We start from the raw sequence: 22,568 nt of genomic DNA, 5'->3' as shown, positions 1-22,568 counted from the left end.
GCTTCCGGACAGCGTCAGAGCGTGATCGCCTTCAGCACTTCGGGCTCGATCACTTCGACGCCGGGCAGCGCCTCGGCCAGCGGGGCGGCGGATTGCGCCAGCAGCGGGAAGGTGCGGTAGTGGCAGGGGATCACGGTCTTGAAGTCGAAGAACTTCTTCGCCGCATAGGCCGCGCGCTTCATGTCCATCGTGTAGTGGCCGCCGCAGGACAGGATGCCGATGTCGGGGGCGTGCAGCTCGGCGAAGATCTGCATGTCGGCCATCACGTCGGTATCGCCCGAGACATAGATCACATGGCCTTCGCCCGCGATCATGTAGCCCGACTCGGTCCCCATGTAGAGCGGCCCGGCCTCGGTCGAGACCGACGAGGAATGCGTGGCCATGACCATGGTCACCGCCGCCCCGCCCAGATCGACGGTGCCGCCCTTGTTGAAGTCGATGCCCTTCTCGACGCCCTTCGCGGCCTTCATCCAGCCCACCAGTTCCGGCACGCCGACGACCGGGATCGACAGCTCGGCCGCGATGCCGATCGCATCGGCGGTGTGGTCGCCATGGCCGTGGGTCAGCAGGATGTGCGTCGCCCCCGCGATCGCCTCGGCGCGCTTCTCGGCCGGGAACATCGGGTTGCCGCTGAGCCAGGGATCGAGAAGGATCACCGCCCCCTCGATCTCGATCCGGAAGCCGGCATGTCCGAGCCAGGTGATCTTCATCGTGTCATCTCCTTGCGGTTAGTCTCCCTGCGACCATAGGGCGGCGGGGAGACAAGGAAAATGGACTGGGGCGCACAGGTCGATGCCTATTGCGAGCGGACCGGCTTCGACTACTGGTCAGAGCCGGTCAACGCGCTGACCAACCTCGCCTTCCTTGCCGCGGCACTGCTGGTCTGGCGGCAGGCGCGGGGGATCGGGCGGCTGCTCTGCGCGATCCTTGTCGCGATCGGGATCGGGTCCTGGCTGTTCCACACCCATGCGACGCGCTGGGCCTCGGCCGCCGACGTGGGGCCGATCCTGCTTTTCATCCTGACCTATGTCTTCGCGGCCAGCCGCGACTTCCTGCGCCTGCCGTGGTGGGGCGCGGCGCTGGCGGCGCTGGCCTTCCTGCCCTTCGCGCGGCTGACGGAACCACTGCTGGCGGCGGCGATCCCGGGGCTCGGGTCCTCGTCGGCCTATGCGCCGGTGCCGGTGCTGATCCTGATCTATGCCGCGCTGCTGGTGCGGCAGGCGTCGGCCACGGCGCGGGGGCTGGCGATCGGGGCGGGGGTGCTGATCGTCTCGATCACCTTCCGCAGCCTCGATGGCCCGCTCTGCGCGGACTGGCCATTGGGCACGCATTTCCTGTGGCACCTTCTGAACGCGGCGATGCTGGGCTGGATGATCCGCGTCCATGGCCGCCATGTCGCGGCAAGGCGAGGGGACAGATGACCGGGATCCTGCTGTCGCCGCTGGCCGAGCCGTTCCGCAAGCTGCCGATGCAGGGGCGGTTGGGCACGCGGTGGAGCACCCGCCACCGGACCGGGATGTTCGCGTCGGGCGTCGTCTTCGCCGCGGCGCTGATCCCGCCGATGCCGGGCCCGAGGGCCGCCAGCCTGCCGCTGGCCATCGGGCTGCGCACGCTGGGCGACCTCGCGATCCTGCTGCCGCTGCCGGGCCAGCGCCGGTTGGTCCCTGGCGCCTGAGCCCGCGACCCGCGGGCGGGCCGTTCCATCTTGCGCGCGGGCTGTTCGGCGCGCTTGCAGCGTGCCGCCCCTGCCGGTAAACCCGCCCCGATCAGAAGGAGCCCGGCCCATGTCCATCGACATCGACACCGCCCGCCGCGTCGCGCAGCTTGCGCGGATCGCCGTGAAGGAAGAGCAGCTGCCGGTGCTGGCCGAGCAGCTTTCGGGCATCCTCGGCTTCATGGAGCAGCTCAACGAGGTCGATGTCGAGGGGATCGAACCGATGACCTCGGTGACGCCGATGCGCCTGAAGCGCCGCGTCGACGCGGTGACCGATGGCAACATGCCCGAAAAGATCCTCGCCAATGCGCCCGATGCGCGCGAGGGCTTCTTCGCGGTTCCGAAGGTGGTGGAATAAGACGATGACCGAACTGAACACCCTGACCATCGCCGAGGCCCGCGACCGTCTGCGCAAGCGCGAGATCACCGCGGAAGACCTGACGATGTCCTGCCTGTCGGCGATCGACGCCGGCGGCGCGCTGAACGCCTTCGTGCACAACACGCCCGAGATCGCGCTGAGCCAAGCCCGCGCCGCCGATGCGCGGCTGGCCGCGGGCGAGGCGCCCTCGGTCTGCGGCATCCCGCTGGGGATCAAGGACCTGTTCTGCACCAAGGGCGTGCCCTCGCAGGCGGCCTCGAAGATCCTCGCGGGGTTCAAGCCGGAATACGAATCGACCGTCACCGCGCAGCTGTTCGACGCGGGCGCGGTCATGCTCGGCAAGCTGAACATGGACGAGTTCGCCATGGGCTCGTCGAACGAAAGCACCTGCTATGGCCCGGCGGTGAACCCGTGGAAGCGCACGGGCGATGCGACGCAGCTGACGCCCGGCGGCTCGTCGGGCGGCTCGGCCGCCGCGGTGGCCGCCGACCTGTGCCTGGCCGCGACCGGCACCGACACCGGCGGCTCGATCCGCCAGCCGGCGGCCTTCGCGGGCATCACCGGCATCAAGCCGACCTACGGCCGCGTCTCGCGCTGGGGGATCATCGCCTATGCCTCGTCGCTGGATCAGGCCGGGCCGATGACCAAGTCGGTGCGCGACGCCGCGATCCTGCTGGGCGCGATGGCGGGCCCGGACGCGAAGGATTCGACCAGCGCCGATATCCCGGTCCCGGATTTCGAGGCGGCGCTGACCGGCGACATCCGCGGCAAGCGGATCGGCATTCCGAAGGAGTATCGGCTCGACGGGCTGAACGCCGGGATCGTGAAGCTCTGGGACGACGGCATCGCGATGCTGAAGGACGCGGGCGCCGAGATCGTCGACATCTCGCTGCCGCACACCAAATACGCGCTGCCGGCCTATTACGTCATCGCGCCGGCCGAGGCCTCGTCGAACCTCGCGCGCTATGACGGCGTGCGCTACGGCCACCGCGCCAAGCTGGGGCAGGGCGACGGCATCACCGAGATGTACGAGAAGACCCGCGCCGAGGGCTTCGGCCCCGAGGTGCAGCGCCGGATCATGGTCGGCACCTACGTGCTGTCCGCGGGCTTCTACGATGCCTATTACAACCGCGCCCGCCGCGTCCGCGCGCTGATCAAGCGCGATTTCGAACAGGCCTTCGAAAAGGGCATCGACGCGATCCTGACCCCGGCGACGCCGTCCTCGGCCTTCGGGATCGGCGAGATGCAGGACCATTCGCCGGTCGAGATGTATCTGAACGACGTCTTCACGGTGACGGTGAACCTTGCGGGTCTGCCGGGCGTCTCGGTGCCGGTCGGGCTGGATGAGAAGGGCATGCCGCTGGGCCTGCAGCTGATCGGCCGGCCGTGGGAGGAGGGTGACCTTCTCAATCACGCCTACGTGCTTGAACGCGCGGCGGGCTTCGTTTCAAAACCGTCGAAATGGTGGTAAGGGCGCCCGACGCCCTTTCCCTTCCTTCGCCTGCCGGGATTGCCATGATGAGCCTTCGCCTGCCCCTGTCCGCGCTGCTGCCGATGCTGGCGCTCGCCGCCTGCGCCCCGACCCAGCCGGATGACGCCGCGGGCGTGGGCTTCGGCGACTACGGCAGCTACATGGCGCAGAACACCGGCCGTGCCACGCCGCAGGGCGGCTACAATGGCCAGCTGGTGCAGAACGGCGGCCCGCAGGGGCAGATGACCGGTGCCGCGGCCCCGACCGCGACCGGTGCCGGCGGCAATGGCGACATCGGTGCCGCGGCGCTGCAGGCGTTGGGCCGTGGCCCCGAGGCGGGTGCAGGTGCGGGGGCGAGTGCCGCGCCGATGGCGGTGCCGGGCCCGCAGAGCGCCCTTCAGCCCGTGCCGGCGCCGATGTCCGCAGCCCAACCCGGCGTCCACCCCACGGCGCAGGCCGCGCCCGGCCCGGTGATCGACAACGGCGGCATCTCGTCCGAGAACGACTTCAAGGCAGTGTCCTCTGAACGTTCGATCGAGGCTGACCGCGACCGCATCCAGCAGAATGCCGCGACCTATCAGCAGATCGCGCCGACCGCGCTGCCGCAGCGCAGCCAGAACGGCCCGAACATCGTCGAATACGCGGTCAACGCCCGCAACCAGCTGGGCGAGCAGGTCTATCCGCGCTCGTCCCTGCATATCTCGAGTGTCGAGCGCAACTGCGGTCGCTTCGTCTCGCAGGATCTCGCGCAGATCGAGTTCCTGAAGCGCGGCGGGCCCGAGCGCGATCCGGGCAACCTCGATCCCGATGGCGACGGCTATGCCTGCCTGTGGGATCCGCGGCCGTTCCAGAAACGGTGACCGGCTTCCCCTCGCCGAACCACGGGCTGCGCCGCGATGGGCTGCGGCCCGCGTTCGTCGTGCTGCACTACACCGCGATGGACAGTTTCGAGGCCGCCAGCGCGCGGCTCTGCGACCCGGCGCACGAGGTGTCCTGCCATTGGCTGATCGGCGAGGACGGCCGCGCCGAGGCGCTGGTCGACGAAAATCGCCGCGCCTGGCACGCCGGGGCCGGCAGCTGGGGCGGGCTGTCCGACATGAATTCCCGCTCGATCGGGATCGAGCTCGACAACCGCGGCGACCGGCCCTTCGCGGCGCGGCAGATCGACGCGCTCGAGGCGCTGCTGGCCGGCATCCTTGCGCGCTGGTCGATCCCGCCCGCGGGCGTTATCGGCCATTCCGACATGGCGCCCGACCGCAAGGCCGACCCGGGGCCGCGCTTCGACTGGCGCAGGCTGGCGCGCGCGGGCCTTGCCGTCTGGCCGGGGGCCGCCGATGCGCCGCACCGCCGCGGCGACCCGGCGGGCACCGACGGCTGCCTGCTGGCCTTTGGCTACCCTGCCGAGGTCCGACCCGCAGAGCGCCTCGCCGCCTTCCGCCAGCGGTTCCGCCCGGGCGTGACCGGCCCGGTCGACAGCCGCGATGCCGCGATTGCCGAAGAGCTTTCGCGCCTCTGGCCGGCCGGGTAGGGGGCGCTGCCCCCCGTCTCCTGCGGAGCCTCCCCCCGGGATATTTCCGCCAGCAAGAAATTGACCTTCTCATTGGTCCGAATATCCCGGGGGAGCGCGCGATCCGCGCGCGGGGGCAGAGCCCCCGGCTTGACGCCGCCGGGCCGAGCGCGTAGCGGGGCGGCTGTGCGGGCGGCTGGATGACCGCGTCGGGGGCGACCCCGTCGAGGAAAGTCCGGACTCCACGAAGCAAGGGTGCCGGGTAACGCCCGGCGGGGGCGACCCCAGGGAAAGCGCCACAGAGAAGAGACCGCCACGCGAAGGGTTCGCCCGGGTCGTGGTAAGGGTGAAACGGCGGGGTAAGAGCCCACCGCGGACCTGGCAACAGGGACGGCACGGCAAGCCCCACCCGGAGCAATGCCGAATAGGGGCCTCGCGCGGGGCTGGTCGGGTGACCGATACCGCCGCAGGGATGCTTCGACCCGAGAGGCCCGGGTTGGCAGCTGGAGCCCGTCCGCAAGGGCGGGCCGAGAGGAATGGTCATCCATGGGGGGCAACCCCCGGGACAGAATCCGGCTTACAGGCTGCCCGCACAAGACTGCCCGCGAAGCTTCGGATTCGCGGTTGACTCGGGGCCCGGCTTGGGTAAAAGGCGGGCTTCAAGGAATTCGAGGGGCCCGCCTGTCAGGCGCGCCCGGCTCAGGAGAGAGAAATGGCGAAGCCGACGACGATCAAGATCCGTCTGAACTCGACGGCGGGCACCGGGCACTTCTACGTGACCAAGAAGAATGCCCGCACCATGACCGAAAAGATGTCGGTCAACAAATACGACCCGGTCGTGCGCAAGCACGTCGAGTACAAGGAAGGCAAGATCAAGTAAGATCTGCCGATCCCCGGGATCAGGGCCGCGCCGCAGGGTGCGGCCTTTTCTTTCAGGGGGTATGCCGGGGGCATGGAAGACCGCGGGAGGGGCGGATGCAGCGGATCCTGATCGTGGGCGGACCCGGTGCCGGGAAGTCCTGGCTGGCGATCGAGCTTGGCCGGCGCCTTGGCCTGCCGGTGCATCATCTCGACCATATCCATTGGGCGCCGGGCTGGACCGCGCGCCCCCGCGCCGAGCGCGACTGGATGAGCCGCGAGCTGCGCCGCGAGCCCGCCTGGGTGATCGAGGGCGACTATGCCCGGACCGAGCCCGAGGCCGCCGAGGCCGCCGAGATGCTCATCTGGCTCGACCTTCCGATCGGCCTGCGCCTCGTGCGCCTGCTGACCCGCGTGCTGGCCAGCCGCCACGGCACGCCGCGCCCCGACCTACCCGAGGGCTGCGAGGAAAGCTTCCGCCGAGGGTTCGTAGAGCTTGCGGTCTTTGCGGTGAAGACCCGCTCGGCCACGCGCGAGCGCCACCTGTCGCTGCTGATGGCCAATGCGAAGGATGGGCGGCGGGTGCTGCGGCTGGGCACGCCGGGCGCGGTGCGCCGGCTGCTGTCGGCGTTTCCGCCCGCTCCCTGAGCGCCCCCCGCGCGCGCCCTGACCCTGTCCTGCCCTGCGGGCGCCGCCTGCCGGGGGATCAGTCCCAGGCGCGGCGGGCCAGCACCGCGCGCCAGCCCTCGGGGTCCTCGAAGGTGACGCCCCAGCGGTCCCAGTAGGGATTGGCGGCCGGCACCGGGGCGAAGCCCTGCGCCGTCATCCGCGCGACCGCCGCCGTCCAGTCGGCAGGCTCGGGCCGGTAGAGCACCAGCAGGCTCTCGGGTCCGGGCGGTGGCGGCGGGGGATGGTGCGGGTGGCATGTGAACTCGAGATGCCAGTCGGCGCCGGGCAGGCCCAGCATCACCCCGTCATAGCCCTCGTGCCCGGTGAAGCGGCCGATTTCGGCCAGCCCCAGCCCGTCGCGCCAGAACGGCATCAGGGCCGCCAGGTCGACGCTGGCGCGGGCGATGCGCGCGTGGGGGGCAGGGGCTGCGCGCGGGACGATGCAGAGCTTCGAGACGGTCCCGTCCCCCGTCGCCCAGTCGCGGAACCCCAGCGCCTCGTAGAAGGCCTGCCCGGCCGCGTTCTGCGCGCCGATGCAGGCGTCGATCAGCTGCAGCCCCGCGGCGCGGGCCGCAGCGGTGGTCGCGGCGAAGAGCGCGCGCCCGATTCCGCGCCCCGCCGCGTCCGGCGCGACATGGGTGCCGATGATCCCCCAGCCCGGCGGCGTGCCGTAGGGGTTGCCGGCCCGGGCGAGGCGCAGCGACTGGAAGCCCAGGATCCGCCCGCCCTCCTCGGCCAGAGTGCAGCGGATCCGGTCGGGATGATCGAGGTAGCGCGCGGCCACGCCGGCCGCATCCGCCGGGGCCGGGGCCCGCCCGATGCCGGTCCGCGCCGCGGCGATCGCCGCCTGCACCGCCGCCATCCCCGGGGCATCCCCGGCCTGCGCCTCGCGTATCCGCATCGCCCGTCCTCCTGTCCGCGGCGCAGCCCAGCACCGCGCGGCGCGGAACGCAAGGCAGGGGCCGCGCAACGAAAAGGCCCCGGCTGCGGGGGCGCAGCCGGGGCCGGATGTCGTGCCGTCGGTCGGGCGAGGGTTACTCGCGGTTGCCGAGGAACTGCAGCAGGAACATGAACATGTTCAGGAAGTCGAGGTAGAGCTGCAGCGCGCCCATGATCGCCGACTTCGCCATCCACTCCTGGTCGCCGTACTGCGCGTGCTGCAGGTAGGTGACCTTGATGTTCTGCGTGTCGAAGGCGGTCAGGCCCGCGAAGAGCAGCACCCCGATCACCGAGATCGCGAAGGCGACCGCCGACGAGGCGAGGAAGATGTTCACGACCGAGGCCACGATCAGGCCGATCAGGCCCATGACCAGGAAGGTGCCGAAGCCCGACAGGTCCTTCTTGGTGGTGTAGCCGTAGAGAGACAGGCCCGCGAAGGCGATCGCGGTGACGAGGAAGGTCTGCGCGATCGACACGCCGGTGTAGGCGGCGAAGATGAAGCTGATCGACAGGCCCATCAGGGCGGCATAGCCGTAGAACACCAGCTGCGCGGCCGCGGCCGACATCTTGTTGATCATCGCCGAGAAGGCGAAGACCACGATCAGCGGCGCGAACATGACGACCCACTTCAGCGGCGTGCCGAAGATCATCGCCAGCATCTGCTCGTTGGTGCCGACGGCCCAGGCCACGAGCGCGGTGATGAGCATGCCTACGGACATCGTGCCGTAGACCTTGTTCATATGCGCCTTCAGTCCTTCGTCGATGCGCAGCGTACCGGCTCCAAGCCGGCCGGCGCGCATCGTGTTCAAGTCAGCCATGGATGCCTCCGTTGCGTTATGTCCCTGCAGGTCCCGCGAAGTAGACCCGCCCGCAGAGGAATATCGGTAACCAATGCATTCCGTTCAAGAACCCGCGGTCCGGAAATCCCCGCAAAACCACGATCGTTTCTCACCTTTTGCCGAGAATCCGTGAAAACCGGCCGCCCCCTGCGACGGCCGGTCGCAGGCCGGGGGCATGGTTTCGGCCGGCCCGGGGCGCCATCGCGCGCGCGGTGAGGGCGTTGAGGGCGGTTTCGCGGGGCAGGCGCGGCTCAGCGCCGCCAGTGCGCCGGCGCATCCCAAAGCGGCCGCTCGGCCTCGCGGGCCGCCTGTTCGGGGCCAAGTCCCACATCGCGCAGCAGATGCGGGTCGAGCAGGGCCAGAGCGCGGCGCTGGCGGCGCAGCGCGCGCAGGCCCGACAGCCGCATCAGCAGCGCCGAAAGGCGGGGCAGCCGCAGGCCGTGCGGACGGGACGCGCCGTGGGGCAGGGTCCGGGGAAGGTGGATGGGGCGCATGATGTGGTCCTCCTGTGATGATCTGTCGAATGTCCATCAGGTCTCTTGATGAAGATGCGCCTCTGTGCTTGATTATGGAAATGAATGATCGTTCGGTCATGGATCACAGGAGGTGATGATGCCCCGCAATCTCGATCTCGCCGCGCTGCGCAGCCTTGTGACTGTCGCCGACCTGCGCGGGGTGACGCGGGCGGCGGGGCTGCTGAACCTGACGCAATCCGCGGTCTCGATGCAGATCAAGCGGCTGGAAGAGGGGCTGGGGGTCGAGCTGTTCACCCGCGTGCAGCGCCGCCTGTCGCTGACGCCAGAGGGCGAGCAGTTGGTTGGCTACGCGCGGCGGATGCTGGCGCTGAACGACGAGGCGCTGGGGCGGCTGACCACCGATGCCTTCGAGGGCGAGATCCGGCTGGGCGTGCCCCATGACATCGTCTACCCGCTGATCCCGGCGGTGCTGAAGCGGCTGGCGCAGGAATATCCGCGGGTCCGGGTTTCGCTCGTGTCGTCCTTCACGCTGAGGATGAAGGAGCAGTTCCAGCGCGGCGAGCTGGACCTGATGCTGACCACCGAAGAGCATCCCGCCGAGGGGGCCGAGGTGCTGGCGACGCGCGAGATGGTCTGGATCGGCGCCGTGGACGGCACCGCCTGGCAGACGCGCCCGCTGCGGCTGGCCTTCGAGGAGGCCTGCATGTTCCGGCCCCGCGCTATGGCCGCGCTCGACGCGGCGGGGATCCCGTGGGAGATCGCCTTCTCGGGCCAGTCCGAGAACGTGATGGAGGCCACGACCGCCGCCGATCTGGCGGTGACGGTGCGGATGCGCGGCACGATGCCTGCCGGCTGCGCGCCGATCGACAGCGGCAATGCCCTGCCGGCGCTGGGAGAGACGCAGATCTGCCTTTACGACGCGGGCGTCGTGCCCGGACGCGCGGCAGAGCGGCTGAAGGAGCTGATCCGCTGCGGCTATGTCTGCGCGGGCGGCGCCGCCGGGGTCATGGACCTCGCACTGGCCAGTTGAGCCACGCGGGGCGCAGGGGCCTCGTCGACCTGTGAGCCGACACGCTGCGCCGTTCCCGAGGGGCGCGGCGTCAGAACGGCTTTCGGCCGTGCCGAGCGGTGGCGCACGTCAACTGGGCCAGGTCGGCGGTCGGTGACTGGTCACGGCGATGGGCCGACGGGCGGCCACGGTGCGGAGCAACCTTTGTCGATCATCAGCAGATGCGCCGGCTTGGGTCATCGGCCCGAACCCTCTGGCGCAAGACCTCTGGCCCCGCGCCGCCTGCGCCGCTGCACCTGCGCCCCTACGGCCTCAGCCCATCGTTACCACGACCTTCCCGGTCGCGCGGCGGCTGATCAGCAGCTCGAGCCCCTCGGCCGCCCGCTCGAGCGGCAGCACCGCGCCGACATGCGGCTTGAGCCGGCCCTCGGCATACCAGTCGAAAAGCTCGGCCATCGAGGCGCGCAGCACGTCCGGAGCGAAGCTGCGGTAGCCCGCCCAGTAGAAGCCGATCACGCTGATGTTCTTCACGAGCAGGTGGTTCGGCTTCACCAGCGGCACCTCGCCACCGGCGAAGCCGATGGCCAGCATCCGCCCCTCGGGGCGCAGCGCGCGCAAGAGGCCCTCGAACCCGGGCCCGCCGACGGTCTCGTAGACGACGTCAGCCCCGCCCAGATCCTTGACCGCCGCACGCAGGTCGGTGCCCTCGGCCTCGAGCGTGACCTCCGCGCCCGCGGCGCGGGCCAGCGCCAGCTTCTCGGCGCCGCGGGCGACGGCGATCACCCGCGCCCCCATCTGCGCCCCGATCTCGACCGCGGTCAGCCCGACGCCGCCCGCGGCCCCGGTCACCACCAGCGTCTCGCCCGGCTGCAGCCGCCCGGCGCGGGTCAGCGCCAGATGCGAGGTGCCATAGGCGATCTGGAAGCCCGCCGCGGTCTCGAAGCTCATCGCGTCGGGCAGGGGCACGCAGAGCGCGGCCGGGAACACGCCGTACTCCGCCAGCCCGCCATGTCCGGCCGAGATCGCGACCCGCGTTCCGGGCGCCGGAGCCGTGACGCCGGGGCCCAGAGCCTCGACCGTGCCGGCCAGTTCCAGCCCCAGCGTCGCGGGCAGCGGCGGGATGTCCTGGTAGGTGCCCTTGACCATCAGCGTGTCCGCGAAGTTCAGCCCGCAGGCGGCGATGCGAACCAGCACCTCGCCCTTTCCGGGGGCGGGGCGGTCGATCTGATGAAGCCCGGGGGGCGTTCCGGTTGCGGTCAGTCTGAATGCGCGCAATGCGTGTCTCCTGCGAATCGGATTCCCGCCCGGAACCCATTTCTTGCCCCCTCGCACGCCCGTGCTTCCGCCACGGCAGGCTTCACATTGCAATTTGCAAAGGAGCCGGCGGTTTTGGGTTCGTGCAAAGGTGAATCGGCGGAATTCGTTTCGCAGCGGTTGTTGCGCAGGGCAATGTGCGTGCAAACGAGTGTACGGGACCGCGGGCCGGATTTGCCCTCTGACGTTGCGGAATCCCGCCGGAGTGAGTGCCGGGCTGTTCACGCGTAATGACAACCACATGGCGCCGCCGGAAGGGCTTCCGGGGGACTAGGCAGGACTGGAGAAGACAAAGATGAAGCATCCGGTGGACGTGCATGTCGGCAGGCGTATCCGGCACCGCCGTTGGATGATCGGCATGACGCAGCAACAGCTGGCCGAGAAGGTCGGGATCCGCTTCCAGCAGATCCAGAAATACGAGACCGGCATGAACCGCGTCTCGGCCTCTCGCCTCTGGGATATCGCCGAAGTCACCGGCGTGCCGATCTCGTTCTTCTTCGAAGGTCTTGAAACCTCTGCGGAACCCGTCGAGGCGGTCGAGGGGGACATCCTCTCGGACAAAGAGGCCCTGCAACTCGTGCGCTCGTATTACTCGATCCCCGAGAACCAGCGCCGGCGCCTGTTCGAACTGGCCCGCGTGCTGTCCGACGTGGCGTGAGGCGGGCCCCACCGCGCCTCGTGTGACGTCCCTGCGCCGCCGACTCCCGCCCGGGTCGGCGGCGTTTGCATTTTGCAACGGCCGAGCCCCGCGCGCCCCATGGGCGCTGCTTGACGCGCTGCGGCGAAGGGCGCTAGGCCGGGGTCAGAGGCGAGCGGGGGAAGACAGCCGATGACCGAGACCGATGGCAAGCGATCCGCGGGCAGCGACCCGATGGCCGACCCGCTGCGCGCCGAGCTGATCGCCGCCGCCCATGCCGCGGCCGAGGCCGCGCGGATCGAGACGATGCGGCACTTCCGTTCGGCCACGCTCGACGCGATCTCGAAGGAGACGCAGCGCTTCGATCCGGTCACCGTCGCCGACCGTGCGGCCGAGACCGCGATGCGCGAGGTGCTGGGCCGCCTGCGCCCCGACGACGCGATCCTGGGCGAGGAACACGGCCGCAGCGCCGGGACCTCGGGCCTGACCTGGGTGCTCGACCCGATCGACGGCACGCGGGGCTACATGTCCGGCACGCCGACCTGGGGGGTGCTGATTTCCGTCGCCGACGCCTCAGGCCACCCGGTGCTGGGCGTGATCGACCAGCCTTACACGACCGAACGCTTCGTCGGCGGGCTGGGCCTGGCCGAGATGACCGGCCCGCACGGCGCCCGTGGCCTGAAGACGCGTCCCGCCCGGCCGCTGGCCGAGGCGATCCTGTTCACCACCTATCCCGAGGTCGGCTCGCCCGAAGAGCGCGCGGCCTTCCAGGCGGTGTCGAAGAAGGCGCGGCTGACCCGCTACGGGATGGACTGCTATGCCTATGCGCTGCTGGCCGCGGGCCAGATCGACCTCGTGATCGAGGCCGGGCTGCAGGCCTATGACATCCAGGCCCCGATCGCGGTGATCGAGGCGGCGGGCGGCATCGTCACCGACTGGCGCGGCGGCCCCGCGCAGGAGGGCGGCCGGGTGATCGCCGCGGCGAACCGCGAGATCCACGAAGAGGCGCTGACCCTGCTGTCGCGCCAGATGCTGCTGGCCTATGGCGGCTGACCCCGCGCCGGCGCGCCGCGAGATCCTGATCCGCGGCGCGGCGCATGTTCTGACAATGGACGGCAGCGGCCGCCGCGGCGCCTTCGGGGCCGAGTATGCCGGGCTCGACATCCTGCTGCGTGACGGCCGGATCGCCGCGCTGGGGCAGGGGCTGACGACCGCGGGCGAGGTGATCGAGGCCGGGCGCCTGCTGGTCACCCCAGGGCTGGTGAACACCCACCACCACCTCTACCAGACGATGACCCGCGCGGTGCCGGCGGCGCAGGACGCGCTGCTGTTCGGCTGGCTGCGCACGCTATACCCGATCTGGGCGCGGATGGGGCCCGAGCACATGCGCGTCTCGGCCCTTGCCGGGCTGGCCGAACTGGCGCTGTCGGGCTGCACGATGAGCTCGGACCACCTCTACCTCTACCCGAACGGGGCCCGGCTCGACGACACGATCGAGGCCGCGCGCGAGATCGGGCTGCGCTTCCATCCGACCCGCGGGGCGATGTCGATCGGCGAAAGCGCGGGCGGGCTGCCCCCCGATGCGCTGGTCGAGCCCGAGGCCGCGATCCTGAAGGACATGATCCGCGTGGTCGATGCCTTCCACGACCCCTCCGAAGGCGCGATGATCCGCGTGGGCCTCGCGCCCTGTTCGCCTTTCTCGGTCAGCCGCGAGCTGATGCGCGACACCGCGCTGCTGGCCCGTGACAAGGGGGTGCGGCTGCACACCCACCTGGCCGAGAACGACGAGGACGTGGCCTATTCGCTGGCCCGCTTCGGCTGCCGCCCCGGCCAGTATGCCGAGGATCTGGGCTGGACCGGCAGCGATGTCTGGCATGCCCATTGCGTCAAGCTGGATGCGGGCGAGGTGTCGCTCTTCGCGCGCAGCGGCACCGCCGTCGCGCATTGCCCCTGTTCGAACTGCCGGCTCGGCTCGGGCATCGCCCCCGTTCGGGCAATGCGCGACGCTGGCGTGACGGTGGCGCTGGGGGTCGACGGCTCGGCCTCGAACGACGGCGGCCAGATCGCCTCCGAGGCGCGGATGGCGATGCTGCTGGCGCGGGTCTCCCGCGGGGCCGATGCGATGAGCGCGCGCGAGGCGCTGTGGATCGCGACCCGTGGCGGCGCGCAGGCGCTGGGCCGGCCCGATTGCGGGCGGATCGCGGTGGGGGCGCGGGCGGATCTGGCGCTGTGGCCCGTCGACGGGGTCGAGACGGCCGGCAGCTGGGACCCGGCGGCGCTGCCGCTGGCCGGGGCCGCGCGCCCGCGCCATGTCATCGTCGAGGGGCGCCAGATCGTGCGCGACGGCCATCTGCAGAGCGTGGACCTGCCGCGGGTGCTGGAAGACCAGCGCCGGCTGGCGGCCGGCCTGATGGGCTGACACCGCGCGCCGTTCGCCCGCGCGCCCGACCGGTTGCTGGCCCGGCTGGCGGCAGGGGGGCCATCCGCGATGGGGCCGGTTCGGGGCGGGGACATTGGCAGGCGCGGGCGCGGTCGACGGCATGCAGCCACGGCGCCGGGGGAACGCCAGCGCGACGAAGGCGTTGACGCCCCGAGTGAATTCGCCAAGGAGCCAAGGCCATGTCCCCCGACACCGCCCTGCGCCACGAGCAGGACCACCCCGAGACCGTCAATCGGTCTGTCCCCCCGACCGACCGCGCGACACCGCCGCTGATGCCGGCCCCCAGCCTGGTCGACCCGCGCAGCCTCTACCCGCTGCCGCCTTACCCCGAGCAGAGCCAGCCCGCCCCCGGCGCCACCGCCGCGATGGTCCCGCGCCCCGATCATGGCGAGGAAAGCTATGTCGGTGCCGGCCGTCTGACCGGGCGCCGTGCGCTGGTGACCGGCGGCGACAGCGGCATCGGCCGGGCCGTCGCCATCGCCTTCTGGCGCGAGGGCGCGGCGGTGACCATCGCCTATCTGCCCGCCGAAGAGGCCGATGCGCAGGACCTGAAGGCGCTTGCCGCCAGCGAGGGGGCCGAGCTGCATCTGATCCCGGGCGACCTGACCGACCGCGATTTCGCCGAGGGCCTCGTCGGGCGCGCGGCGGCGCTGATGGGCGGGCTCGACCTTCTCGTCAACAACGCCTCGAAGCAGGTGACCTCGGAAGGGATCCAGGACATCTCGCTGCAGCAGTTCGAAGAGGTGCTGAAGACCAACGTGCTGGCCTATTTCCAGCTGTCGCGCGCCGCGCTGACGCTGATGCCGCCGGGCTCGTCGATCCTCAACACCGCCTCGATCCAGGGCTTCCGCCCCTCGCGCACGCTGCTCGACTACGCCGCGTCGAAGGCGGCAGAGATCGCCTTCACCGAAAGCCTGTCGCAGCAGGCGATCGCCACCGGGGTGCGCGTGAACGCGGTGGCGCCCGGGCCGATCTGGACGCCGCTACAGGCCGCCTGCGGCAAGGACATGGCAAGCCTGACGCAGCACGGCGCCTCGACCACCATCGGCCGCGCGGGACAGCCCGCGGAATGCGCCGGGGCCTATGTCTTCCTCGCCTCGCGCGAGGCGAGCTACATCACCGGCCTGACGCTCGGTGTCACCGGCGGCGCCGCGGTGCACTGAGCGGCCTTGGTGTCCCGCGGGCTCGTCAGTCTTCCGCGCCCGCGGGCCGGAACGCGCGCGCGTCCCAGCCGCGCTGCGCAAAAAGCGCCGCGGCCCCCGCCGGGTCCGCCCGGAACAGCGCCAGCGCCGCCCGTCCGAAGAGGTCGCGATCGCGCGCGCGATGGGCGGCCAGCAGGGTGCGCTGCACGAGGCCGGCGCGGCGCGGTGCCAGCGCCATCGCCTGCACCAGATGCGCCAGCACGGCCGGTGCATCGCCGCGGGCCTGCGCGGCATTGGCCGCCCAGACCTGCGCCTCTGGCAGATGCCGCAGGAAATCGGCCCCCTCTGCCAGCGCCGCCTGCAGCGCCGGGAAATCGCGTGCGTCGTTCAGCGCCTGCAACCGCGCCAGCCGCTTGGCCTGCGCCACGGGGTCGATCTCGGCCAGCAGCCGCGCGCGCAGGATCGCGATCTGCTCGGGGCCGAGCCGCTGCCCGACATGGCCGTCGCGGTCGATATCGGGCACCGCGGCCGGGTCGGGCCAGTCGTGGTCGACGACCAGATGCAGGTGCCGCGCCCCCGAGGCCAGTGCCACCCCGTTGAAATCGCCAAGCCGCGCCTGAAGCGTCTGCAGCGTCGACAGTTCCACCACCAGCGCGTCCGGCGGGCAGAACAGCATGTTGGCAAGCCCCGCGCCATGCCCCGCGACGACGATCGCCGCCCCGGCCATCGCCCGGGCCTGACCCAGTGCGTCGAGATCCTCGAAATCGAGCGTCTCGAACCCCAGATCCGTCAGCATCGCCTGCAGGGCCGTGCCGCCGACCACCGCCCGGTCGCGCCGTCCCGGGCGGCGGGTGACGTAGAGCCGCCGGCCGCCCGCCACCGGCCCCAGCCGTGCCAGCACATCGGCGCGCAGATCGGCCAGCGCGCCTTCGCAGCGGTTCATCAGCAGCGTCTTCACGCTGCGCTCGGCCATCCGCCGCGGCATCCAGTCCGGGCTGGCCGGCACCATCCGGTCGATGGTGCCCAGCCGCGGATCGCGGGCGAGGTGATAGAGGAAGGTCGTGTCGAAGGGGATCAGCGCCCGCGCGGCCTCGAACACGCCATGCGACAGCACCACCCGTCCGGCGAGTTCGGGGTAGAGCCGCGCGATCTGGTCGCGCAGGAAGCCCGCCTCTTCGGGCTTGTGGCTGTGAATCACGATCCGCCCGGTCAGGCCGTGGCGGGACACGAGGCTCAGCGCCGGCAGCGTCTCGGTCGTGAAGTGGAAGTAGTTGAACAGGTTGCGCGCCGGGATCACCAGATCGAGCGCGCGATCCGCGGGCGGCGCCTGCGCGAAGTCCAGCGGGTTCGCGCGGGCACGGGCGCCGATCCCGGACAGGAGCTGCTCGAAGGGCTGGGCGCGGTCCGCGGCCGGCAGTCGGCCGAGGCGCGTCAGCAGCCTGAGGCCCGCCGCACCCGTGAACAGCGCCTTGCCGCCAAGGGTCACGATGCCCTGTGCGATGCGCAGGTCGGTCGCGACGGCGGGCAGGGTGCAGAAGCGCAGGCCGTCGGGAAAACTGCGCTGGCGGCGCTGGCGCAGCATGTGCTCGACCGCCGACAGCCGCTGCGGCCAGTCGCTGGCCAGACACAGCGCCTCGACCGCCGGGCCGCCGGTCAGGCGCTGCGGCACAGGGTCGGGGGTCGTGAAGAAGGCCAGCCCGGGATCTGCCCCGGGCAGGAAGATGTCGTCGGCGGTCAGGGCTCCGATCTCGGTCAAGTCGGGCCTCTGCTTCGTTCCCGTCACGCGGGCCGCAGGCTGCGCGGCCCGGGCCGGGGCGTCAAGGGGGCGTCACGGGGGCGTCAGGGGGCCGATCGTGCGGCGGCGCGCCCCGGAACGCCCGCCGACAGCGCCAGCGCGGCCAGCGCCATGGCTGCGGCCAGCCCCGCGACCCCGTCCCAGCCGAGGTGCTGCCAGAACCAGCCGCCAAGCGACCCCACGACGCTGGAACCTGCGTAGTAGAACAGCAGGTAGAGCGCCGCGGCATGGCCCTTGGTCTCGGCCGCGGTCGCGCCCACCGCGCTGCTGGCCAGCGAATGGCCGATGAAGAACCCGGTCGCGATCAGCGCGACGCCGGCGAAGATCGCCACGATCGGCGCCAGCAGCGTCAGCGCCAGCCCGGCCAGCACCAGCCCGAAGGCCAGCACCAGCAGCGGCCGCCGCCCGATCCGGTCCGACAGCGCCCCGGCGACGTTCGAGGACACCACCCCGAAGCCGAAGGCCAGGAAGATCAGGCTGACCTGCGTCGCGCTCAGCCCGTAGGGCGCGGCGCTCAGCCGGAAGGTCGCGTAGTTGAAGACGGTGACGAAGATGCTCGTCAGGCAGAAGCCCAGCGCGTAAAGCCGCAGCAGCCGGCGGTCGCGCAGGTGCCGCCCCCATGCCGCCAGGTGGAAGCCGGGGCCCGCGGCGCGGGCGCGGGTGAAATGGCGCGAAGGCGGCAACAGCAGGATGAACCCCAGCGCCGCCAGCAGGCAGGCCCCGCCAAGGCCCGCCATCGCCATCCGCCAGTCGGTCCAGTCCAGCAGCAGTCCCATGCCGACCCGGCCCATCATCGCGCCGAAGGCGGTGCCCGAGATGTAAAGGCCCATCGCCTTGCCCAGATCGCGCGGCGCGACCTCTTCGGCCAGATAGGCCATCGCCACCGCCGGCACCCCGCCCAGCGCGAGGCCCTCCAGCGCGCGCATCGCGAGCAACCCCTGCCAGCCCGGCACCAGCGCCGCGCCAAGGTTCAGCGCCGCCGCGGCCAGCATCGAGGCCGTCATCAGCCCCTTGCGCCCCAGCTGCTGGCTGAGCGCCCCCAGCGCCACGATCGACAGCGCCAGCATGCCCGTGGTCAGCGACAGCGCGAGCGAGGCGGCGGCGGGCGTCAGCCCGAAGCCGGTGGCGAAGGCCGGCAGCAGCGGCTGCACGCAGTAGATCAGCGCGAAGCTGGAAAATCCGGAGAGGAACAGCGCAAGCCCGGTCGAGCGCCAGGCGCGCGAGCCACGGGTGATCCGCGACGGCACGGAGAGCGGCGCAGAGAGCGAGACGGTCATGTCGGCAGGCATCGGAAAACGTCCTTGGGAGGGTATCCGACAGCTAGACCCGCGGCGTTCATATGTCCAATATATGATAAACACAATTGCCATAGGTTCTGCATATGGAGCTGCGCCACATCCGCTATTTCCTCGCCCTGGCCGAGGCCGGGAACTTCACCCGTGCGGCCGAGGGTCTGGGCATCGGGCAGCCACCGCTCAGCCAGCAGATCCGCGCGCTCGAGGACGAGATCGGCGCGCGGCTCTTTCACCGCGTGCCGCACGGGGCAGAGCTGACCGAGGCCGGGCGGGCGTTTCTCGCGAAGGTCCGGGACCTGCCGCAGCAGGCGGGGCTGGCGGTCGAGGCGGCACGGCGTGCCGACCGGGGCGAACTGGGCACGCTCAGCCTCGGCTTCACCGGGACCGCGGCGCTGAACCCCGCGGTGCCGCGGCTGATCCGCACCTTCCGCCGCGCGCGGCCCGAGGTGACGCTGCGGCTGACCGAAAGCAACTCGTTGCTGCTGCGCCGCGATCTGCTGGCGGGCAAGGTCGATGTGGCGGTGCTGCGCCCGGCCGCCGACGACCCGCCCGAGATCCGCACCCGCAAGCTTCTGGACGAGCCGCTGCTGGTGGCGCTGCCGCGCGACCACGATCCCGCGCCCGGCGCGTCCGAGATCGCGCTGGCGGCGCTGGCCGCGATGCCGCTGATCCTGACCCCGCGCGAGCTGGGGATCAGCCTGCACGACAGCGCGCTGGCCGCCTGCCGCGCCGCCGGGTTCGAGCCGCGCCCCGGCCAGATCGCGCCGCAGATCGCCTCGATCCTGTCGCTGGTCTCGGCCGAGATGGGCTTCGCGCTGGTGCCGGAATCGATGCGCCAGCTGGCGATCGAGACGGTGGTCTACAAGCGTCTTGCCGGGGCGTCGGTGCGGGTCGACCTCGCGCTGGCCACGCAGCGCGGACCGCTGTCGCCGGTGGCCCGGGCCTTCCTCGATCTCGTCTCGCCGGCCGAGGGGGCGGCGGCGACGGGGCAGGGCTGACCCCGTCTCGCTTTCCCGCGACGCCTGCTGTATAGCGCGGCAAGGTTTCTTCCCGGCTCCGGACCCTGACCCGGACCAGACCCCAGACAAGGCCCCCAGCCAGACGAGGCCCACGTGGATCATCCCTCTTCCCAGACGCCGGCGCATCAGGCGGCCCGCCTGTCCGTCGCGCCGATGATGGACTGGACCGATCGCGAGTGCCGGTTCTTCCACCGCCTGCTCTCGCGCGAGGCGCTGCTCTACACCGAGATGGTCGTCGATCAGTCGATCATCCACGGCCCCCGCGCGCGGCTGCTGGACTACGATCCCTCGGAACATCCCGTCGCACTGCAGCTCGGCGGTTCCGACCCGGCGACGCTGGCCGAGGCCACGCGCATCGCCGCCGGCTGGGGCTATGACGAGATCAACCTGAACTGCGGCTGCCCCTCGGACCGGGTGCAGTCGGGCTGCTTCGGCGCGGTGCTGATGAAGACGCCCGATCTGGTCGCCGCCTGCGTCACCGCCATGGCCGAGGCCGCGCCCGCGACCGAGATCACCGTGAAATGCCGGATCGGCGTCGACGACCAGCAGCCCGAAGAGGTGCTGCCCGCCTTTCTGACCGCCATCCGCGCCGCCGGCATCCGCCGCGTCACCATCCACGCCCGCAAGGCCTGGCTGCAGGGGCTGAGCCCGCACGAGAACCGCACCGTGCCGCCGCTCGACTACGATCTCGTCGTCGCGATGAAGCAGGCCTTCCCCGACCTGCATGTCTCGATCAACGGCGGGATCGAGACGCTGGATCAGGCGGCCGGGCTTCTGGAACGCGGCCTCGACGGGGTGATGGTCGGGCGCGCGGCCTATCACCAGCCCTGGGACATCCTCGGCGCGGCCGACCCGCGGATCTTCGGCACCGGAACCGCCACCGATCCGCACGCGGTGCTCGAGCGGATGCGCCCGCGCATCGCGGCGCATGTCGCGGCGGGCGGGCGGCTGCACCAGATCAGCCGGCACATGCTGGGGCTGTTCCACGGCCGCCCCGGCGCGCGCCTCTGGCGGCGCCGCCTGTCCGAGGGCGCCGCGCAGGCCCGCGACACCGCCACCGCGCTCGCCCTGCTCGACGCGGCCGAGGCCGAGGTCCTGCGCGCCGCCGCGTGACGCCCGGGCGGCCAGTTGCGCAGCTTTGCCGTGAATTTTCCACGACAGTGCCTTCGCCACCTGTCCAGCCTTGGGCCGAGCAGACGGTGATGGCGGACATGGGCAAGCGGCATTCGGCAGAGCGTATCGCGACGGGCGCGCAGTACATCCCGGCGTTCGACATGCTGCGCGCGGTCGCGGTGGCGATGGTGCTTTACACGCATTACCTGCCCGAGCCGTACTGGCTCGGCGGGCTCTACTGGGGGGCGGTCGGGGTCCGGTTCTTCTTCGTGCTCAGCGGCTTCCTGATAACGGGCCTGCTTCTTGACGACACGCGGCTGCAGGCAGCGCCGGTGGCCGCGTGGCGGCACTTCCTGCTGGCGCGGATGGCGCGGCTCTACCCTTGCCTGCTGGTCTTCCTGCTGGCCTTCGCCTTTCTCGACGGCGAGGAGGCGCGCTGGATGGTGCCGTCCGATGCACTCTACCTGTCGAACCTCAGGATGCTGCTCCTCGAAGACTGGGGCGGCCGCAACGCCCATCTCTGGTCTCTCGCGGTCGAGCAGCAGTTCTACCTGGTCTGGCCCTGGATGATCGCCCTCGTACCCCGACGCGTCCTGCCGATTGCCATCTGCCTGACGATCGCGGCGGCTCTCGCGTTCCGCCTGGGATGGTCCCTGGCGGGACTGAGTCCCTTCGGCGCTTACGTGCTGCCGCTGGCCTATCTCGATTTCCTCGGGATCGGCGCGCTCGTCGCGGTCGCCCTGCGCAGCGCGGTGCCGCGCCTGGTCGTGGCCGCCGGGCTGCTCGCGTGCTGGGCCGCGATATGGCAGTTTCCGCCCCCCCTTGCGCTCTACTCGGCCGAGCCTTGGAAGCTTGCCAGCGCCTGCCTCTACGGGGCCGTCATCGCCCTTTGCGCACGCCGCTTCGGCCCCGGCCCCGTCGGCCGCCTGCTCGAGGCGCGACCGCTGGTGTGGGTCGGGCGGATATCCTACGGGATCTACATGTATCACCAGATCGCGCCGGGCATCCTCGAGCATCTGTCCGGCAAGGCGCTGACCGGTCCGTTTACCGGGCTGCTTTGCGCCGCGATCACCCTTCTGCTGGCGGCGGCCTCGCATGCGCTCGTCGAACAGCCCATCCGGCGTCTAATCGCGCGACGCATGCCACGGCCCGCGGCGGCGAGGACGGAAACGGCGGCGACCTTGGCGCCCGGGACCGCTGCGCCCAGCCCTGACGCGGGGGCCGCGCTGCCCTGACCCCAGCGGGTCAGAGCGGCTTGGCCATGAACACGCGGTCCAGTCCCTTGTCGATCCGCCGTTCGGTGATCGCGAAGCCAAGACGTTGATAGAGCGCGATATTGCTCTCCATCCGGGCGTGGGTGTACAGGCGCAGCACCGGCAGGCGCAGCGCGCGGGCGCGGGTCTCGGCCTCGGCCACCAGCGCCCGGCCCAGACCGCGCCCCTGCGCCGCGCGGGCCACCGCCAGATTGTCCAGCAGCATCGCCCCCGGCGCGGGCTCGGGCTCGGGCACCAGCACCAGCAGCGCCTGCAGCGCGCCGGCCTCGTCCAGCACCAGGATACGTCCCGCGGCGATCAGCGCCGCGTAATCGTCGTCGAGCGGGCCGGGGCGCACACCGATCCGCGCGACCCAGGGGCCGTAGCTGTCGGCGATCAGCGCCTCGATCGCGGGCAGATCGGCGGGCAGGGCGGGGCGCAACGGAAGGGACCGGGGCTCGGTCATGGCCGCGGCACCCGGGCCGCGCGGCCGCCACGGCGGCGGGCCTTCACCCGCTCGGCCCGGGCGGGCAGGGCGTCGATCAGCGCGGCCCGCTCGGCGCCGGGCATCATGCCCCAGCGCGCGATCTCGTCCAGCGTCCGCCAGCAGCCCAGGCACAGGCCCTCTTCGGGATGCATGACGCAGATCTTCACGCAAGGCGATGCGATCTCGTCCCGCTTCCAGACCTCGTCCGTCAT

General features: G+C 71.3%; 25 protein-coding genes and 1 other RNA gene. 17 read left to right on the top strand and 9 right to left on the bottom strand.

Annotated features, from left to right (window positions below; translation table 11 throughout):
• Positions 1-14: 14 nt before the first annotated feature.
• Positions 15-710, bottom strand: coding sequence for a metal-dependent hydrolase (locus V8J36_RS11995; protein ID WP_336467512.1), 696 nt, complete (start codon positions 708-710; stop codon positions 15-17).
• A 60-nt stretch (positions 711-770) separates the two neighbouring features.
• Here V8J36_RS11995 and V8J36_RS11990 point away from each other — a divergent pair, with 60 nt between their 5' ends.
• The 9 genes from V8J36_RS11990 to V8J36_RS11950 all read left to right on the top strand — a co-directional run bounded on the left by V8J36_RS11990 (position 771) and on the right by V8J36_RS11950 (position 6,577).
• Positions 771-1,421, top strand: coding sequence for a hypothetical protein (locus V8J36_RS11990; protein WP_336467511.1), 651 nt, complete (start codon positions 771-773; stop codon positions 1,419-1,421).
• On the top strand, positions 1,418-1,675 hold the full coding sequence (locus V8J36_RS11985; protein ID WP_336467510.1) for a hypothetical protein: 258 nt from the start codon (positions 1,418-1,420) through the stop codon (positions 1,673-1,675). Before V8J36_RS11990 ends, V8J36_RS11985 begins: the two co-directional genes overlap by 4 nt.
• A 109-nt stretch (positions 1,676-1,784) precedes the next feature.
• A complete protein-coding gene (gene gatC / locus V8J36_RS11980; protein WP_336467509.1) occupies positions 1,785-2,072 on the top strand; it encodes an Asp-tRNA(Asn)/Glu-tRNA(Gln) amidotransferase subunit GatC in 288 nt (95 codons plus the stop codon).
• A 4-nt stretch (positions 2,073-2,076) separates the two neighbouring features.
• Positions 2,077-3,564 (top strand): Asp-tRNA(Asn)/Glu-tRNA(Gln) amidotransferase subunit GatA, encoded by a 1,488-nt coding sequence (gene gatA, locus V8J36_RS11975; protein ID WP_336467508.1) that lies wholly within the window; start codon positions 2,077-2,079, stop codon positions 3,562-3,564.
• 47 nt (positions 3,565-3,611) lie between these two features.
• Positions 3,612-4,424, top strand: coding sequence for a hypothetical protein (locus V8J36_RS11970; RefSeq protein WP_336467507.1), 813 nt, complete (start codon positions 3,612-3,614; stop codon positions 4,422-4,424).
• On the top strand, positions 4,421-5,092 hold the full coding sequence (locus V8J36_RS11965; protein WP_336467506.1) for an N-acetylmuramoyl-L-alanine amidase: 672 nt from the start codon (positions 4,421-4,423) through the stop codon (positions 5,090-5,092). The genes V8J36_RS11970 and V8J36_RS11965 overlap by 4 nt, the downstream gene beginning before the upstream one ends.
• Before the next feature lie 167 nt (positions 5,093-5,259).
• Positions 5,260-5,667, top strand: an RNA gene (gene rnpB / locus V8J36_RS11960) — RNase P RNA component class A.
• A gap of 116 nt (positions 5,668-5,783) precedes the next feature.
• Positions 5,784-5,951, top strand: a complete 168-nt coding sequence (rpmG, locus tag V8J36_RS11955) for a 50S ribosomal protein L33 (protein ID WP_336462347.1) — start codon at positions 5,784-5,786, stop codon at positions 5,949-5,951.
• A gap of 95 nt (positions 5,952-6,046) precedes the next feature.
• Positions 6,047-6,577, top strand: coding sequence for an AAA family ATPase (locus V8J36_RS11950; protein WP_336467505.1), 531 nt, complete (start codon positions 6,047-6,049; stop codon positions 6,575-6,577).
• A gap of 58 nt (positions 6,578-6,635) precedes the next feature.
• Here the strand turns inward: V8J36_RS11950 and V8J36_RS11945 are convergent, their stop codons facing one another.
• The 3 genes from V8J36_RS11945 to V8J36_RS11935 form a co-directional block, all read right to left on the bottom strand.
• On the bottom strand, positions 6,636-7,499 hold the full coding sequence (locus V8J36_RS11945; protein WP_336467504.1) for a GNAT family N-acetyltransferase: 864 nt from the start codon (positions 7,497-7,499) through the stop codon (positions 6,636-6,638).
• A 133-nt stretch (positions 7,500-7,632) separates the two neighbouring features.
• The gene (locus tag V8J36_RS11940; protein WP_336467503.1) at positions 7,633-8,355 is read right to left on the bottom strand and encodes a Bax inhibitor-1/YccA family protein; all 723 of its coding nucleotides are present in this window, start codon (positions 8,353-8,355) and stop codon (positions 7,633-7,635) included.
• Between the two features lie 272 nt (positions 8,356-8,627).
• Positions 8,628-8,870 carry a DUF1127 domain-containing protein gene (locus V8J36_RS11935; RefSeq protein WP_336467502.1) on the bottom strand — a complete coding sequence of 81 codons (243 nt, stop codon included), beginning with the start codon at positions 8,868-8,870 and terminating at the stop codon, positions 8,628-8,630.
• Positions 8,871-8,988: 118 nt separating this feature from the next.
• Between V8J36_RS11935 and V8J36_RS11930 the strand changes: the two genes are divergently transcribed.
• Positions 8,989-9,882, top strand: a complete 894-nt coding sequence (locus V8J36_RS11930; RefSeq protein ID WP_336467501.1) for a LysR family transcriptional regulator — start codon at positions 8,989-8,991, stop codon at positions 9,880-9,882.
• Positions 9,883-10,173: 291 nt separating this feature from the next.
• On the opposite strand, the gene V8J36_RS11925 is transcribed toward V8J36_RS11930, so the two are convergent.
• On the bottom strand, positions 10,174-11,136 hold the full coding sequence (locus tag V8J36_RS11925) for an NADPH:quinone oxidoreductase family protein (protein ID WP_336467500.1): 963 nt from the start codon (positions 11,134-11,136) through the stop codon (positions 10,174-10,176).
• Between the two features lie 334 nt (positions 11,137-11,470).
• Between V8J36_RS11925 and V8J36_RS11920 the strand changes: the two genes are divergently transcribed.
• The 4 genes from V8J36_RS11920 to V8J36_RS11905 all read left to right on the top strand — a co-directional run bounded on the left by V8J36_RS11920 (position 11,471) and on the right by V8J36_RS11905 (position 15,415).
• A complete protein-coding gene (locus V8J36_RS11920) occupies positions 11,471-11,833 on the top strand; it encodes a helix-turn-helix domain-containing protein (protein ID WP_336467499.1) in 363 nt (120 codons plus the stop codon).
• Positions 11,834-12,046: 213 nt separating this feature from the next.
• On the top strand, positions 12,047-12,865 hold the full coding sequence (locus V8J36_RS11915; RefSeq protein ID WP_336467572.1) for an inositol monophosphatase family protein: 819 nt from the start codon (positions 12,047-12,049) through the stop codon (positions 12,863-12,865).
• Positions 12,855-14,231 carry an 8-oxoguanine deaminase gene (locus V8J36_RS11910; protein ID WP_336467498.1) on the top strand — a complete coding sequence of 459 codons (1,377 nt, stop codon included), beginning with the start codon at positions 12,855-12,857 and terminating at the stop codon, positions 14,229-14,231. Before V8J36_RS11915 ends, V8J36_RS11910 begins: the two co-directional genes overlap by 11 nt.
• Positions 14,232-14,431: 200 nt before the next feature.
• Positions 14,432-15,415 (top strand): SDR family oxidoreductase, encoded by a 984-nt coding sequence (locus V8J36_RS11905; protein WP_336467497.1) that lies wholly within the window; start codon positions 14,432-14,434, stop codon positions 15,413-15,415.
• Between the two features lie 25 nt (positions 15,416-15,440).
• Here the strand turns inward: V8J36_RS11905 and V8J36_RS11900 are convergent, their stop codons facing one another.
• On the bottom strand, positions 15,441-17,150 hold the full coding sequence (locus V8J36_RS11900; protein ID WP_336467496.1) for a glycosyltransferase family 61 protein: 1,710 nt from the start codon (positions 17,148-17,150) through the stop codon (positions 15,441-15,443).
• Positions 17,151-17,233: 83 nt separating this feature from the next.
• Positions 17,234-18,478, bottom strand: a complete 1,245-nt coding sequence (locus V8J36_RS11895) for an MFS transporter (RefSeq protein ID WP_336467495.1) — start codon at positions 18,476-18,478, stop codon at positions 17,234-17,236.
• A gap of 92 nt (positions 18,479-18,570) precedes the next feature.
• Here V8J36_RS11895 and V8J36_RS11890 point away from each other — a divergent pair, with 92 nt between their 5' ends.
• From V8J36_RS11890 to V8J36_RS11880, 3 genes are all read left to right on the top strand, one after another.
• Positions 18,571-19,482, top strand: coding sequence for a LysR substrate-binding domain-containing protein (locus V8J36_RS11890; protein ID WP_336467494.1), 912 nt, complete (start codon positions 18,571-18,573; stop codon positions 19,480-19,482).
• A gap of 174 nt (positions 19,483-19,656) precedes the next feature.
• Positions 19,657-20,616 (top strand): tRNA dihydrouridine(20/20a) synthase DusA, encoded by a 960-nt coding sequence (gene dusA / locus V8J36_RS11885; RefSeq protein ID WP_442902484.1) that lies wholly within the window; start codon positions 19,657-19,659, stop codon positions 20,614-20,616.
• Between the two features lie 89 nt (positions 20,617-20,705).
• Positions 20,706-21,851, top strand: a complete 1,146-nt coding sequence (locus V8J36_RS11880; RefSeq protein WP_336467492.1) for an acyltransferase family protein — start codon at positions 20,706-20,708, stop codon at positions 21,849-21,851.
• Between the two features lie 10 nt (positions 21,852-21,861).
• Here the strand turns inward: V8J36_RS11880 and V8J36_RS11875 are convergent, their stop codons facing one another.
• Positions 21,862-22,335, bottom strand: coding sequence for a GNAT family N-acetyltransferase (locus V8J36_RS11875; RefSeq protein WP_336467491.1), 474 nt, complete (start codon positions 22,333-22,335; stop codon positions 21,862-21,864).
• Entirely contained in the window at positions 22,332-22,568 is a 237-nt protein-coding gene (locus V8J36_RS11870; RefSeq protein WP_336467490.1) for a DUF1289 domain-containing protein, read from the bottom strand. Before V8J36_RS11870 ends, V8J36_RS11875 begins: the two co-directional genes overlap by 4 nt.

Source organism: Frigidibacter sp. MR17.14, assembly GCF_037095735.1.
GTDB lineage: Bacteria > Pseudomonadota > Alphaproteobacteria > Rhodobacterales > Rhodobacteraceae > Frigidibacter.
The sequence above is the reverse complement of the archived record's forward strand: the minus strand, read 5'-3'. Positions and strand labels throughout refer to the sequence as shown.